A 14,664-nucleotide genomic window follows, 5' to 3' on the forward strand; every position below is an offset into this window, starting at 1 on the left:
CATACCAGGCTTGATGCCTGAAAACTGAATCCGAAACGAATCTGCATTCTACGTATAGGATAAGCCCTCGACCGATTAGTATTGGTCAGCTCCATGCATTACTGCACTTCCACCTCCAACCTATCTACCTCGTCGTCTTCAAGGGGTCTTACTAATTGGGAAATCTCATCTTGAGGGGGGCTTCACGCTTAGATGCTTTCAGCGCTTATCCCGTCCGTACGTAGCTACCCAGCCATGCTCCTGGCGGAACAACTGGTGCACCAGCGGTACGTCCATCCCGGTCCTCTCGTACTAAGGACAGCTCCTCTCAAATTTCCTGCGCCCACGACAGATAGGGACCGAACTGTCTCACGACGTTCTGAACCCAGCTCGCGTACCGCTTTAATGGGCGAACAGCCCAACCCTTGGGACCTACTTCAGCCCCAGGATGCGATGAGCCGACATCGAGGTGCCAAACCTCCCCGTCGATGTGGACTCTTGGGGGAGATAAGCCTGTTATCCCCAGGGTAGCTTTTATCCGTTGAGCGATGGCCCTTCCATGCGGTACCACCGGATCACTAAGTCCGACTTTCGTCCCTGCTCGACTTGTAGGTCTCGCAGTCAAGCTCCCTTATGCCTTTGCACTCTGCGAATGATTTCCAACCATTCTGAGGGAACCTTGGAACGCCTCCGTTACTCTTTAGGAGGCGACCGCCCCAGTCAAACTGCCCGCCTGACACGGTCCCCGTACCCGATAAGGGTACTAGGTTAGAACCTAGATACGATCAGGGTGGTATCCCAACGGCGCCTCCACCGAAGCTTGCGCTCCGATTTCTACGGCTCCCACCTATCCTGTACAGATCGTACCCAAATTCAATATCAAGCTGCAGTAAAGCTCCATGGGGTCTTTCCGTCTTGTCGCGGGTAACCTGCATCTTCACAGGTATTAAAATTTCACCGGATCTCTCGTTGAGACAGCGCCCAAGTCGTTACGCCATTCGTGCGGGTCAGAATTTACCTGACAAGGAATTTCGCTACCTTAGGACCGTTATAGTTACGGCCGCCGTTTACTGGGGCTTCGGTTCATAGCTTCGGGTTACCCCTAACCACTCCCCTTAACCTTCCAGCACCGGGCAGGCGTCAGCCCGTATACTTCGCCTTGCGGCTTCGCACAGACCTGTGTTTTTGCTAAACAGTCGCTTGGGCCTTTTCACTGCGGCCCCCTCGTGCTATTCACACTACCGGGGCACCCCTTCTCCCGAAGTTACGGGGTCATTTTGCCGAGTTCCTTAACGAGAGTTCTTCCGCGCGCCTTAGAATTCTCTTCTCGCCTACCTGTGTCGGTTTGCGGTACGGGCACCTTCTCCTGGCTAGAGGCTTTTCTTGGCAGTGTGAGATCATGACCTTCGCTACTATAATTTTCGCTCCCCATCACAGCCCAGCCTTAATGATGTGCGGATTTGCCTACACATCAGCCTCACTGCTTAGACGGACATCCATCAGTCCGCGTCACTACCCTCCTGCGTCACCCCATCGCTCATAGCGGATTACGGTGGTACAGTAATTTCAAACTGTTGTCCTTCGACTACGCCTTTCGGCCTCGCCTTAGGTCCCGACTTACCCTGAGCGGACGAGCCTTCCTCAGGAAACCTTGGGCTTTCGGCGGATCAGATTCTCACTGATCTTTTCGTTACTCATACCGGCATTCTCACTTGTGTAGTGTCCAGCGCTCTTTTCAGTACACCTTCAACCCCTACACAACGCTCCCCTACCCCAGATACATAGTATCTAGCCATAGCTTCGGTGGTGTGTTTAGCCCCGTTACATTTTCGGCGCAGAGTCACTCGACCAGTGAGCTATTACGCACTCTTTCAATGGTGGCTGCTTCTAAGCCAACATCCTGGTTGTCTGTGCAACTCCACATCCTTTCCCACTTAACACACACTTGGGGACCTTAGCTGATGGTCTGGGCTGTTTCCCTTTTGACAATGGATCTTAGCACTCACTGTCTGACTCCCGGCAATAAGTATATGGCATTCGGAGTTTGACTGAGCTTGGTAATCCTTGCGGACCCCGCACCCAATCAGTGCTCTACCTCCACTACTCTTATACCGAGGCTAGCCCTAAAGCTATTTCGGGGAGAACCAGCTATCTCCGAGTTCGATTGGAATTTCTCCGCTACCCCCACCTCATCCCCGCACTTTTCAACGTACGTGGGTTCGGGCCTCCAGTGCGTGTTACCGCACCTTCACCCTGGACAGGGGTAGATCACACGGTTTCGGGTCTACGTCCACATACTAAGTCGCCCTATTCAGACTCGCTTTCGCTGCGGCTCCACCTTCTCGGCTTAACCTTGCATGTTAAACGTAACTCGCCGGTTCATTCTACAAAAGGCACGCCATCACCCATAGATCGGGCTCTGACTTTTTGTAAGCACACGGTTTCAGGTTCTATTTCACTCCCCTTCCGGGGTGCTTTTCACCTTTCCCTCACGGTACTGTTTCACTATCGGTCGCCAGGTAGTATTTAGCCTTAGCAGATGGTCCTGCTGGATTCATACGGGGTTTCACGTGCCCCGCACTACTCGGGATCCGTCTCGGAGAGAACACAGTTTAGGTTACAGGGCTTTTACCTCTATCGCGGGCCTTTCCAGACCTCTTCACCTACCATATTCCTTTGTAACTCCATGTGAGACGTCCCACAACCCCTAAGAGCAAGCTCTTAGGTTTAGGCTGTTCCGCGTTCGCTCGCCGCTACTGACGGAATCACTATTGTTTTCTCTTCCTCAGGGTACTTAGATGTTTCAGTTCCCCTGGTCTGCCTCTACATTTCCTATGTATTCAGAAATGAGTAACTGCGAATTACCACAGCTGGGTTTCCCCATTCGGACACCCCCGGATCAAAGCTTGCTTACAGCTCCCCGAGGCAGTTTCGTTGTTCGCCACGTCCTTCGTCGGCTCCTGGCGCCTAGGCATCCTCCGTGTGCTCTTATTAGCTTAACCTTGATTTTTCCGCAGGAAAATATCATACGATGACATTCTCTTTGGAATCATCTCACTAATAACATTTACTTGTTTACACAAGTTGCTAAAAGATGTTCTAAAACGCAAATTCGTTTCGGTATCCAGTTTTCAAGGATCAAGTCTTACTTGAGAGCTTAAACTCTCAAAACTGAGCAACGAGTGAGTAACAGGCCTAAACCTGAGTTTTGGAAGTTAAACTTCCGATTTGAATGTCCTCATTGCAGAGAACGATTCTCCATAGAAAGGAGGTGATCCAGCCGCACCTTCCGATACGGCTACCTTGTTACGACTTCACCCCAATCATCTACCCCACCTTCGGCGGCTGGCTCCCTTGCGGGTTACCCCACCGACTTCGGGTGTTGTAAACTCTCGTGGTGTGACGGGCGGTGTGTACAAGACCCGGGAACGTATTCACCGCGGCATGCTGATCCGCGATTACTAGCAATTCCGACTTCATGCAGGCGAGTTGCAGCCTGCAATCCGAACTGAGACCGGCTTTGATGGGATTGGCTCCACCTCGCGGCTTCGCTTCCCGTTGTACCGGCCATTGTAGTACGTGTGTAGCCCAGGTCATAAGGGGCATGATGATTTGACGTCATCCCCACCTTCCTCCGGTTTGTCACCGGCAGTCACTCTAGAGTGCCCAGCATTACCTGCTGGCAACTAAAGTTAAGGGTTGCGCTCGTTGCGGGACTTAACCCAACATCTCACGACACGAGCTGACGACAACCATGCACCACCTGTCTCCTCTGTCCCGAAGGCCGCTGCTATCTCTAGCAGATTCAGAGGGATGTCAAGACCTGGTAAGGTTCTTCGCGTTGCTTCGAATTAAACCACATACTCCACTGCTTGTGCGGGTCCCCGTCAATTCCTTTGAGTTTCAGTCTTGCGACCGTACTCCCCAGGCGGAGTGCTTACTGTGTTAACTTCGGCACCAAGGGTATCGAAACCCCTAACACCTAGCACTCATCGTTTACGGCGTGGACTACCAGGGTATCTAATCCTGTTTGCTCCCCACGCTTTCGCGCCTCAGCGTCAGTTACAGCCCAGAAAGTCGCCTTCGCCACTGGTGTTCCTCCACATATCTACGCATTTCACCGCTACACGTGGAATTCCACTTTCCTCTTCTGTACTCAAGCCACCCAGTTTCCAGTGCGACCTCAGGTTGAGCCCAAGGTTTAAACACCAGACTTAAATAGCCGCCTGCGCGCGCTTTACGCCCAATAATTCCGGACAACGCTTGCCCCCTACGTATTACCGCGGCTGCTGGCACGTAGTTAGCCGGGGCTTTCTTCTCAGGTACCGTCACTCCGGTAGCAGTTACTCTACCGGACGTTCTTCCCTGGCAACAGAGCTTTACGATCCGAAAACCTTCATCACTCACGCGGCGTTGCTCCGTCAGGCTTTCGCCCATTGCGGAAGATTCCCTACTGCTGCCTCCCGTAGGAGTCTGGGCCGTGTCTCAGTCCCAGTGTGGCCGTTCACCCTCTCAGGTCGGCTACGCATCGTCGCCTTGGTGGGCCGTTACCCCACCAACTAGCTAATGCGCCGCAGGCCCATCCCTCAGTGACAGATTGCTCCGTCTTTCATTCTTCTCTCAGGAGAAAAAAGAAATTATCCGGTATTAGCTACCGTTTCCGGTAGTTATCCCAGTCTGAAGGGCAGGTTGCCTACGTGTTACTCACCCGTCCGCCGCTAAGTTGTTTTGAAAGCAAGCTTTCAAAACAACTCCGCTCGACTTGCATGTATTAGGCACGCCGCCAGCGTTCGTCCTGAGCCAGGATCAAACTCTCCAATTAGTATTGAAAAGAGCGATATGCTCATTTTGAAACATCTGACGAGAAAATTAATTCTCTAATTTTGGATTTCACTTACGTGATTTCCTACTCACTCGTTGTTCAGTTTTCAAAGATCAAGCTGTTTATTTCGTCGATGTGTTGTTCAGCAGCGACCTTTATAATATATCACAGCGTCCTCGTTTTAGTCAACCTTTTTTTTAATTTCTTTTTTTGGTTGTCTTTCGAAAGTTTTCGAAAGCACATCTCTGTGTCAGAGGGACGAGTTATAATTTAACACATGAACAAGGAAAGAGTCAACCATTAATTTTTCTGGATAAATATGAGCGTTTCATATTAGTAAACAAACAAAAAGAGAGTGCTCAGCCTCTCCCTATCCTTGCTCATCTCTCTATAATTAAACATCTTCTGCTGTATCTAATTCATCTCTATAATGTATAGCGGATCGCATGCCCTTCTCCCTCGTGAACATCAGCCCAAGATGTAATCTCTCGGATTAGCGAACGAGAAACCAGCTTTCGTAAAACAAGGGGTAGTTCAGACTCTAATTGACTCAGACCTGAATGCTGCAGTAATTCTTTAATGCTCCATGCTTCCTTACGGCTATTCAAAATATTAAAGAGCAATAGACAACAGTCCGTCATTTTGGACATAATCCCAAATTCACATGCAAGAAGCACAAGCTCCACACGTTGCTCTAAGGTCTCAGTACTGATCGTTAACTCCTCATAAAGTTTATGAACAGAGGTATTCATGCTTTTAACCTGCTCCCAAATAGCTGGCTCGGGGAAAGCACCCACTTCACTCACTTCTATTCTTGCCCAATGGTATAAGGCTATCAATACACAGTTGTAAGCATCCATAATAAAGCCAGCCTCTATATAGCGCTTGGATTTCACATACATATGCAAAAAGCGAGCAAACTCCATAAATGCGACCCGTTCCTTGATCGGTCCTTCAAATTGCAGTATCTCACGTCGCATTTCCTCTAGTATTCCCTTGGGGTCCCAGATCACTTCCCCCCTCATCAAACTGATAAGAAGTTCGTTATTATCCCCTGCCATAACAGCCTGCTCCAAAGCAAAAAGGCCAATATGGACTGACTGGGTCCGTTGGTCACCGGCAATGGTATGGCGAACAATATGCTCTCTATCCTGTTCTTCATGCAAAACTAACACTACCATATCAAAATCTTGAAGAAGTGCGCTTTGAAACGGAATATCCCCATTCTGCCGCAAAACGACCGCTCCTAAAACATTCTCATCAAACGTTTCTCCACTCAACAAAGTTACATTGGACAGTTCCATGCTTCCCTCCATTAAATTTGGCGATTTTGCGTCCAGTCAGTTATAATTCAGTTATAATTATTATTCTACATATGAAAGACAGTTCCTTCTGGACAACCCAACTATATTTAGTTAGGAGCAAACACTCATGAAGTTTAAAACGGCTAAGATCAACGCTTTTCGCACATGGGGATTACTGCTCACAATGCTCGGAATGGGACTTATGGTTTTGGGTACAGCGGGCATCGTGTTTTGGGGCTCAACTGGAAAAGTATTCGCTGGAATCGGTCTTGTAATCGGTTTAATCTCAATGATGGCAAGTCTTGCAATCTATTTCTGGGCTGGGATGCTGTCAACTAGCGCAGTCCAACTGGAATGCCCTGAATGTCACAAGCTGACCAAAATGCTGGGCAAAACAGACCGCTGTATGTTCTGCCATACCATCCTTACTATGGATCCAGCTGAGGCCAATATTACTGCGGAACAACTTAAGAGTCAGCAGCTTAATCAATAAAACACATCTTACAGAAGCTTATTACTAGCGATTTATAATGCGATCAAACATTTGCTTAATACAACAAAGGGGCCCCCGTATTGGGAGCCCCTTTGTTCATTATAAATGAAATAATAATTACTTATGAATCCCTTGTAATGCCTCCCACGCAGACGGATTACTAAAGCTGCGATTCCATGAACCAATGCCACCAAGCCCTAAAGACTTAGCAAGCTCAACTCTAGCTTCTAAAGAAACTTTGTCTTCGATCCATATTTTTTTAAGAGCGCCATCCTCCTTATACTCAACGTAATTCTGCCCTGCTGCCTTATCAAAGGTTGGGGTCAGCTTCTTCTCTTTAATAATTTTTTCAACGGCATTCATACTAACCGATTTAGAGCTTACTTTGGTCTTGCCATCCACCTGGGCCTCAGTCCAGATTCTAGTGTACAGTGGAATCCCTAGAATCAGCTTCTCAGGCGGCACATCGTCTTCCTCTATGATCCGGCTTAACGAGCTTTCTACCCACGGCAGAGACGCAACAGAGCCTGCTACAGGACTAGCAGCCCAATGCTCGTCATAAGCCATAACAATAAGATAATCAACTACTGAATTAAGAGCTCTACGATCAAGGAATGCTGACCACATCTCACTGTTAGATTTAGGGGTTACGTCTATGGAGACGATTAAGTTTTTGGCTTGAGCCATAGGTTTTAGCTCTCGCATAAATTGTGTAACATTCTCCCCGTCTTTCGTATATACATTCTCAAAGTCAATATTAATTCCATCCAGCTTGTATAAATCTGAATACTCGAGGATCTGTACGATCGCGTTCATCCGCTTCTCATAGCTCGACAATGCCTCAGTGGTTATGTCTGGTTCAAAGCTATTGCTGAGCAGCCCCCATACTTCCAAACCGCGCTCATGGGCCCACTGCACATACGCACTATCAGCCTGACTGCGCACATTCCCATCACCATCTATGATACTGAACCAAGTCGGGCTAGCCACGTTAACGCCCGGAAGCTCACCGAATGTACTTGGGTCAGGTTTGCGTTGATAAACAGCTTCCCAATATAAATTCACTGACTTCCCTTTCCAGCTTCGTTCTGCCCGTGAGGGAGTGGTGCTTTTGGGTTCCACTGTCTTTTGACCGTCTGAGATAATATCACTGACCTTGGCATAACCCGCATAACCGCTGCTTAACTGCACATACAGCCAGTCCTCATTTTCCTTATTCCAAATACTCACGATGGCACCTGGGGACATATCGGCCACGATGGGTGCGTGAATCGACGCTTCGCTGCGAAGAGCGACTGTCTTATCACCTGCTTCACCTTTCACTTTCCCCAGCGGTACACTCTCCCCTGCTGTCATTAACAGCACAGCCCCGGTAGTCGTATCCTCTTGAATCTCAAACCCATACAGGTCTTCTAAAACATCCGCAGGAAGATAAGTTATCTTTTCCTTAACTTCAGGTGCCAGCCGTAGCTGCAGCGGACGATTGTTCAGACTAGCATTGGTTTTATCCTCTTGCATATATAGAAGTTCACTTTCCGTTGATAAGATGACCGATTTAGTCTTTTCTTCATAACGAATAGATGAGTCCACATGTTCCTGCAGTAATGGTAGAGGTAAAAGCATGCTATCACCGGTCCCTGAGGCGAAATATCCTGTTAGCTCTCCTTTTACGAAGATAGGATGTTCTAGGCCTTTCCAGTCTGGATCGATGTGCTGGCGATTTGGCAATACAAAAAACACAACCCAATAAGCTGCTGCCGCAATGAGCAAAAGTCCAAAAAAGCGTCGGAAAAGACCTCCGCGCTTTTTGACGCGTTTCTGTCTATATCTTCTGTCCAAAATATATCCTCCAAATATTAGATGATTTTAAGTTAAGTCTAACAATACGATTATAACATCCACTTGGTTCCGGATAACCAGTATAAGTTAGTCATTTTCACTATATTTTGTTATTTTGAAAAAAATAAAAACGTGAGTCCTCCGCTTTCGGATTTCACACGTTTATTGTGTAGCTTGGCTATACGCCCTTAAGTACAGTAGTATTCTGTCTTATTGTTGCTTCTCTCTGCAACATTTGCAAACTCCATGCAATTCCATACGCAAACCCGTAATTTTGAAGCCCGTTTCCTGCTCTGCATGTATCTCTACATCATGAAGCGAAGGATAACTAAAATCTTCAATCTTACCGCATAGCTGACAGATGACATGATAATGATCAGATACATTGGCATCAAAACGACTGGAACTATCCCCGTAGGTCAACTCGCGAACCATGCCGGCTTCCATAAACATCTTGAGATTATTATATACAGTTGCTACGCTCATGCTCGGAAATTTCGGCTCTAGCGCCCGGTATATATCGTCAGCTGTAGGATGATTCATTGCTTCCATCAAATACGTAAGAATCGCATGACGCTGGGGCGTTATACGGACACCTGTTGTCTTTAATTGTTCCAGTGCATGTTGTACTCCACTCCCCATTACTGTCACCGCCTTTTGAATTTAAAAATAAAAGAAATACTTCTTAAGATTGTAAGACCGATTTTTCAATATTGTCAACGAAGTCTATACATTATATTTATTATTATATAAGAAAAATTACTTTTTTCAATATTTCCTAACATTTAGATTGCTATTTCCTTCAACATGAAGCTTGAACTCGCCGGTTCCCACTTCACCTGATACTTTTTTCTTATCAATTGTAAGTTCAGGCAAATCTGAAGTAATATCACCATATCCACTGGAACCATTCACTGTATAGTTGCTTAACATCGGTAAATACAATTGAATGTCACCAACTGCGCTATAAATGTCCCAATCTCCAGCGACATCAGAAGAGCGAACATCAATGGTACCATTTAGAGATTCGGCATGTAGCTTGGATCTGGCTCCATCCACCTCTAAATTACCGTTTTTGGTAGTAATATCGATATCATTGCTATTTCCGATCGCGCTAATATTGCCGACAGCCGTCGATAATTTCAAAGCACCGGTAACATCCCAAGCATTCATATTGCCTCCGCTCGTTGTTAAATCAACGCTGCCTTGAACAGATCTGGCACGGACAGCTCCATTCAGTGTTTTTCCCTTAACATTACCAAAGATACGATGAAGGATCAGCTCTCCATTCCCCGTTTCCAGAGAAATGTCTTCAATGGCTTCTACATTCTGCAACGTGATCCCGCCATTCATAGTGCGAACATCGAGGTTAAAGCGGCGATCCTCCGGCAAGTAAATGTCTAGATCCATGCGTGGCTGGCGTTTACCAGATTCTCCATAGGCCTTGCTATTCGAGGTGATTTTTATGTTGGGCCCTTCAACAACGTCCACAAAGGACTGTTCTGATATAGCTTCAGCCATCGGCCCATCTAACTGATCTACCCAAACTGTCGTCGTAATTTGAATATCATCCACCGGAGCACGGTGTAATAAAATATCACCATTAATACTATCAATAGATATTTTGGCTGTATTTAATTCCACCGGAACAATTAGCGGGGCTTTCTGATATTTGCTGCCTTTAGCCTCACCATAGTCCACTGCTGCTGCCGTCAGGTTTAGACTGACATTTTTCCATAGATATAAATAATGTTCTTGCTCTGCAACAATAAATACACTCGCAGCTAGTAATATAGCAGATAAAAGCCCACGTAAATCCAATCTGATTCTGGTTCCCTTGGCTGAACGGTTAGAGAAGATAAACATCAGTAGGAACTCAATCCCCCATAACACCGGGATGACTGGCCACCACTTCAAGAGCAGGAGCATATAGTCAGTTCCCTCTCTCCAATCCAAAAACAAAGGAACAGAAATAGCTATCAGTAATACAGAAGCTGTATATCTTCCCACGCGCCGCTTGCGAGGTTCATTGTCTTTACGCTGCACAACTGCTCTGGCAATTTCTCTAGCTCCTATAAATAAGCCACCGCATACTAAAATGACAGACACGGCCATTTCGGCATAATGTTCAATAAAGAACTGGAGCCATGTTGGTTTCTGCCGGAACAGAATAAGCAGGGCGCCCCCTAAGAGCAATAAGAGTCCAAAGGATATCCCAGGCTCGCTAACGATACTACGACGTTTAGGAGCCTCGTTTGCTTTGGTCACAGAAATAGCAAGATCATGATCCTCTGGGAAGCGAAGAAGCCTGTCCGCTGATTGCAATACGTCATACACGTTATAAAAATAGATCACTGGAATAATGAGCGCAAGTAAAATAAGCAGTGGAACATTGATCTGCATCCCGATGGATGAGAAATACAATAAAGCTGAGATATCCAAAAGAATTAGAAAGATGAAGGTGATCCCTTTTCGGAGAAGTCCAAAATACAAATGCCCCGTCCCAGGGATGAGTGCTGCCAGCAGTCCAGCAATAAATTTACGTTTGCGGTGGCGCCGCTTCGGACGCGGAGGAATAATCCTCTTCTGTATCTCATTTTCCTTAGTCTCTATATCAACAGAACCTTGCAGTTCTTCCTGCTCTGGGAGCATTGCAGAGTCATGTTTCATTTTGGACTCCTCCTTTCGTAAATAGTTGTCTATGAATATCTTTTTTCAAAGCGAACCACTCCGATGAAATTCAATCAATTCAACTCCTGGAGCGACTTCCTCCACACCGGTAGGCAGAAAACCATGTTTACTGTACAACGAAACGGCAGGTGTATTCTTTTTGCCTGTCGACACAATGAATTGCTCCATCCCTGCAAAATGCTCAAATACATATTCCAAAAGATGGCTAGCGATACCTCTACGAAAAAAGTCCGGCCCCACCATCATTCGTGTAATCGTCAATTTGCCAGGAGATTCTTCCTCTACAGCAACAGCACCCATTAGTTCCTCATCTTTATCGAAGCAGCCATAAAAATCCTCTTTAGAGCTGCTGAGCATTTCTCTCGTCTCCATCAGAGGTGGAATTTCACGAAAGCCTATTAGTTCAGCTTCCAGTCTATAGGCCTTATGCTGAAGACTCCATAATTCATTAACGGTGCTTTCATCCTGCAGATTTAGCTTGTTAATTGTATTCATCCTAACCAGTCCCCTTATATGCCGCTAAGGGCCTGCCGTTGCCGACAAGCCCTTAGCTTATTACATAAGTATATTACCCCAATTATAAACGCCTCTGGCGTCCTTTTACAGACGACAAGCGTTTAGCTGCTCAATACCTCGATGAGAAGTTTATTAGCAAGACCCGGATTCGCCTTACCTTTACTTTCTTTCATGACTTGTCCGACCAGGAAGCCGATTGCTTTCTGTTTACCCGCTTTATAATCTTCCACTGATTGCGGATTGGCGGCTACGACTGCTTCCACTATCCCTTTAATGGCACCTTCATCGCTGATCTGCACTAGACCTTTTTCCTCAACGATAACAGCTGGCAGTTTACCGCTCTCTAGCATTTCTTTAAATACTGTTTTAGCGATTTTGCTGCTGATGGTTCCGGCTGCAATCAGCCCGATCATCTCGCCTAGCCCTTGTGGTGTAATTTGTACCTGCGACAACTCCAGATTATTACCATTCAAATAGGCAAGCAAGTCACCCATAATCCAGTTAGCTACAGCCTTGGCATCCTGCGTATAGGCAAGACATCCTTCGAAAAAGTCCGCTAACAATTTAGAGGATGTAATGACGCCTGCATCATAAGCTGTCAGGCCCAGTTCCTCGCTATAACGTGCTTTCCGAGCATCCGGAAGTTCTGGAATCGTTGAACGAATGGATTCTTTCCAAGCATCATCAATATGCAGAACGATCAAGTCCGGGTCCGGGAAGTAACGATAATCATGCGCTTCTTCTTTCCCGCGCATCGATAATGTTTTCCCTTGTGCTTCATCCCAGCGGCGAGTCTCCTGCACAACAACTCCACCATCATCCAGGATCTCAGCCTGACGATATTGTTCATACTCCAGTCCACGCAATACACCGCGGAAGGAGTTCATGTTCTTAAGCTCTGCTCTAATGCCGAATTCCTCTTGTCCTTCTGGGCGTAGACTGATGTTCGCGTCACAGCGCATCGATCCTTCTTCCATCTTGACATCGGATACGTCACAATACTGCATAATCGCACGGATTTTCTCCAGATAAGCACGAGCTTCCTCAGGGGAGCGCAGATCAGGTTCGGATACGATTTCGATAAGCGGTGTTCCCACCCGGTTAAAATCGACAAGCGAGGCAAAACCGCCATCTACGTGCGTAAGCTTACCTGCATCCTCTTCCAAATGAAGACGAGTAATGCCGATCCGTTTGGTCTCTCCGTTAACTTCAATGTCGATCCAACCGTTCAGGCCGATAGGCTGATCAAATTGTGAAATCTGATAAGCTTTTGGTGAATCCGGGTAAAAATAGTTCTTGCGGTCGAATTTGCTAACATCACCAATGGTGCAATTCAGCGCCATCGCTGCTTTCATAGCGTATTCTACCGCTTGTTTGTTGAGCACTGGCAATACGCCGGGGTGACCCAAGCAGACAGGACAGGTATGAGTGTTAGGTGGGGCTCCAAATTCAGTGGAGCATCCGCAAAAGATTTTGGAGTTGGTATGAAGCTCTACGTGAACTTCCAAGCCGATGACCGTTTCGTATTTAGACATAAGTAATCCCATTCCCTCCTTTACTACAGCTGTGGACGCTGCTTGTGATGATCTGTATTTTGTTCAAAAGCATGAGCGACACGCAAAATCGTGCTCTCGTCAAATTCCTTACCGATAATTTGCAGACCTACAGGCATGCCTTCCGCAAAACCACAAGGAACACTCACGGCCGGAATACCCGCCAAGCTTACAGGAATCGTGAGAATATCGTTCAGATACATGGTCAGCGGATCTTCAGTCTGTGAACCCAATTTGAATGCTGTCGTTGGTGCTGTTGGGCCGATGACCACATCATATTTTTTAAAGATGTCATCAAAGTCCTGTTTAATCAAAGTACGCACCTTTTGTGCTTTTAAATAGTAAGCATCGTAATACCCGGAGCTGAGTGCATAAGTACCCAACATAATACGACGTTTAACCTCAGGGCCAAAGCCGCGGCTGCGGGAATTAAGATATAGATCAAGCAATCCTCCGCCTTCATCTACACGTGCGCCATAACGCACACCGTCAAAACGCGCGAGGTTAGATGAAGCTTCCGAAGAGGACAGCAAATAATAAGCTGCTACTGCGTATTCCGTATGTGGTAATGAAACTTCCTCCCAGACAGCACCCATTCCTTCCAGCACTTTAAGTGCAGACAAAACTGTCTCACGCACAGAAGCATCGACACCTGCTCCCAGGTATTCCTTAGGAACAGCAATGCGAAGTCCGGAAACATCACCAGTAAGTGAACTCAAATAATCAGGAATTTCTACTTTAGCCGAAGTAGAGTCTTGGGCATCATAACCAGCAATTGCTTGAAGCACATAGGCAGAATCCTCTACATTACGTGTTAATGGTCCAATCTGATCTAGTGAGGAGGCAAAGGCTACCAGCCCGTAACGTGATACAAGACCATAAGTAGGTTTGAGACCTACAACACCACAATAGGAAGCTGGCTGGCGGATGGAACCCCCAGTATCCGAACCTAGTGAGAAGAACACTTCGCCCGCAGCTACTGCTGCTGCAGATCCGCCACTGGAACCGCCGGGCACACGCTCTAAATCCCAAGGATTGCGTACAGGACCAAAGCTTGAGTTCTCATTAGATCCGCCCATTGCGAATTCATCCATATTTAATTTACCGATCGTTACGGCATCTGCTTGCTTCAGTTTAGAAGCTACAGTAGCGTTATAAATCGGCTGGAAGTCGCTCAAAAATTGGCTGGCACAAGTTGTGCGCAGGCCTTTAGTTACAATATTATCCTTGATTCCAGCAGGAAGACCAAACAGCAACCCACGTGCTGCTCCGGATGCCAGTTTGTCGTCCAAAGCGCGTGCAGTGCTACGAGCGCCCTCCTCATTCAAGGTCAAAAATGCATTTACGTTCTTATCCCGCTCAGCGATAATCGCCAGCGATTCTTCAGTCAGTTCACTGACCGATACCTCTTTAGCAGTTAACATGCGGTGTACTTCAGGCAATCGATTTTGAAACAGGCTCAAGATT

Annotated in this window: 8 protein-coding genes and 2 rRNA genes; 1 reads left to right on the forward strand and 9 read right to left on the reverse strand. The window is 46.9% G+C overall.

Annotated elements, in window-relative coordinates:
• Positions 1–55 precede the first annotated feature (55 nt).
• The 3 genes from NST25_RS26865 to NST25_RS26875 form a co-directional block, all read right to left on the reverse strand.
• Positions 56–2,981 (reverse strand): 23S ribosomal RNA (locus tag NST25_RS26865).
• Positions 2,982–3,243: 262 nt separating this feature from the next.
• Positions 3,244–4,801: ribosomal RNA gene (locus NST25_RS26870) — 16S ribosomal RNA — on the reverse strand.
• The 16S and 23S rRNA genes sit together here, the layout of an rRNA operon.
• A gap of 425 nt (positions 4,802–5,226) precedes the next feature.
• The gene (locus NST25_RS26875) at positions 5,227–6,105 is read right to left on the reverse strand and encodes a nucleotidyltransferase-like protein (RefSeq protein ID WP_280753539.1); all 879 of its coding nucleotides are present in this window, start codon (positions 6,103–6,105) and stop codon (positions 5,227–5,229) included.
• A gap of 127 nt (positions 6,106–6,232) precedes the next feature.
• Here NST25_RS26875 and NST25_RS26880 point away from each other — a divergent pair, with 127 nt between their 5' ends.
• Positions 6,233–6,598, forward strand: a complete 366-nt coding sequence (locus tag NST25_RS26880) for a DUF2614 family zinc ribbon-containing protein (protein WP_036680151.1) — start codon at positions 6,233–6,235, stop codon at positions 6,596–6,598.
• Positions 6,599–6,715: 117 nt separating this feature from the next.
• Here the strand turns inward: NST25_RS26880 and NST25_RS26885 are convergent, their stop codons facing one another.
• From NST25_RS26885 to gatA, 6 genes are all read right to left on the reverse strand, one after another.
• Positions 6,716–8,437 (reverse strand): glycosyl hydrolase family 18 protein, encoded by a 1,722-nt coding sequence (locus tag NST25_RS26885; protein WP_339188514.1) that lies wholly within the window; start codon positions 8,435–8,437, stop codon positions 6,716–6,718.
• A gap of 210 nt (positions 8,438–8,647) precedes the next feature.
• On the reverse strand, positions 8,648–9,079 hold the full coding sequence (gene perR / locus NST25_RS26890; protein WP_036680160.1) for a peroxide-responsive transcriptional repressor PerR: 432 nt from the start codon (positions 9,077–9,079) through the stop codon (positions 8,648–8,650).
• A gap of 126 nt (positions 9,080–9,205) precedes the next feature.
• On the reverse strand, positions 9,206–11,107 hold the full coding sequence (locus NST25_RS26895) for a DUF4097 family beta strand repeat-containing protein (protein WP_254849011.1): 1,902 nt from the start codon (positions 11,105–11,107) through the stop codon (positions 9,206–9,208).
• Between the two features lie 45 nt (positions 11,108–11,152).
• Positions 11,153–11,623, reverse strand: a complete 471-nt coding sequence (locus tag NST25_RS26900; RefSeq protein ID WP_076280551.1) for a GNAT family N-acetyltransferase — start codon at positions 11,621–11,623, stop codon at positions 11,153–11,155.
• A 122-nt stretch (positions 11,624–11,745) separates the two neighbouring features.
• Positions 11,746–13,179 carry an Asp-tRNA(Asn)/Glu-tRNA(Gln) amidotransferase subunit GatB gene (gatB, locus tag NST25_RS26905; RefSeq protein WP_172628862.1) on the reverse strand — a complete coding sequence of 478 codons (1,434 nt, stop codon included), beginning with the start codon at positions 13,177–13,179 and terminating at the stop codon, positions 11,746–11,748.
• 23 nt (positions 13,180–13,202) lie between these two features.
• Entirely contained in the window at positions 13,203–14,660 is a 1,458-nt protein-coding gene (gene gatA / locus NST25_RS26910) for an Asp-tRNA(Asn)/Glu-tRNA(Gln) amidotransferase subunit GatA (RefSeq protein WP_076193675.1), read from the reverse strand.
• Between the last annotated feature and the right edge of the window lie 4 nt (positions 14,661–14,664).

The organism is Paenibacillus sp. FSL E2-0190 (assembly GCF_037992965.1).
GTDB classification, from domain to species: domain Bacteria; phylum Bacillota; class Bacilli; order Paenibacillales; family Paenibacillaceae; genus Paenibacillus_AQ; species Paenibacillus_AQ odorifer.

Coding starts and splice junctions, on each gene's coding strand:
- NST25_RS26880 (WP_036680151.1), top strand. CDS start 6,233: ATGAAGTTTAAAACGGCTAAGATCAACGCTTTTCGCACATGGGGATTA.
- perR (WP_036680160.1), bottom strand. CDS start 9,079: ATGGGGAGTGGAGTACAACATGCACTGGAACAATTAAAGACAACAGGT.
- gatB (WP_172628862.1), bottom strand. CDS start 13,179: ATGTCTAAATACGAAACGGTCATCGGCTTGGAAGTTCACGTAGAGCTT.
- NST25_RS26895 (WP_254849011.1), bottom strand. CDS start 11,107: ATGAAACATGACTCTGCAATGCTCCCAGAGCAGGAAGAACTGCAAGGT.
- NST25_RS26875 (WP_280753539.1), bottom strand. CDS start 6,105: ATGGAACTGTCCAATGTAACTTTGTTGAGTGGAGAAACGTTTGATGAG.
- NST25_RS26900 (WP_076280551.1), bottom strand. CDS start 11,623: ATGAATACAATTAACAAGCTAAATCTGCAGGATGAAAGCACCGTTAAT.